This window comes from Paenibacillus algorifonticola (assembly GCF_000971975.1).
Taxonomy (GTDB): Bacteria; Bacillota; Bacilli; order Paenibacillales; family Paenibacillaceae; genus Pristimantibacillus; species Pristimantibacillus algorifonticola.
The window spans coordinates 1-345 of the sequence record NZ_KQ040791.1 but is presented as its reverse complement, the minus strand read 5'-3'; the positions used below and the strand labels follow the sequence as shown (position 1 = coordinate 345).

Below are 345 nucleotides of genomic sequence, written 5' to 3'. Positions count from 1 at the left end.
GTGTTTGTTACATCCATTCCAAAGACAAGCTTTAGAAAAGACACAACTTTATTTTAGGCACAAAAAATCGTACCTGCTTGGCGACGTCCTACTCTCCCAGGACCCTGCGGTCCAAGTACCATCGGCGCTGGAGGGCTTAACGGTCGTGTTCGGGATGGGAACGTGTGGTTCCCCTCCGCCATCGCCACCAAACAGGCCTTGCTTTTGCGAAAGAGGATTACTCTTTCAAAACTGACAACGAGTGAGCAATACCCTGCCTGAGTATCCGATTATCTGCGTAATCGGGTATTTCCTTAGAAAGGAGGTGATCCAGCCGCACCTTCCGATACGGCTACCTTGTTACGA

Annotated in this window: 1 rRNA gene; it reads right to left on the bottom strand. The window is 49.9% G+C overall.

The features are described from left to right. Nucleotides 1–75: 75 nt before the first annotated feature. Nucleotides 76–192, bottom strand: a 5S ribosomal RNA gene (rrf, locus tag WH37_RS06790). Between the last annotated feature and the right edge of the window lie 153 nt (nt 193–345).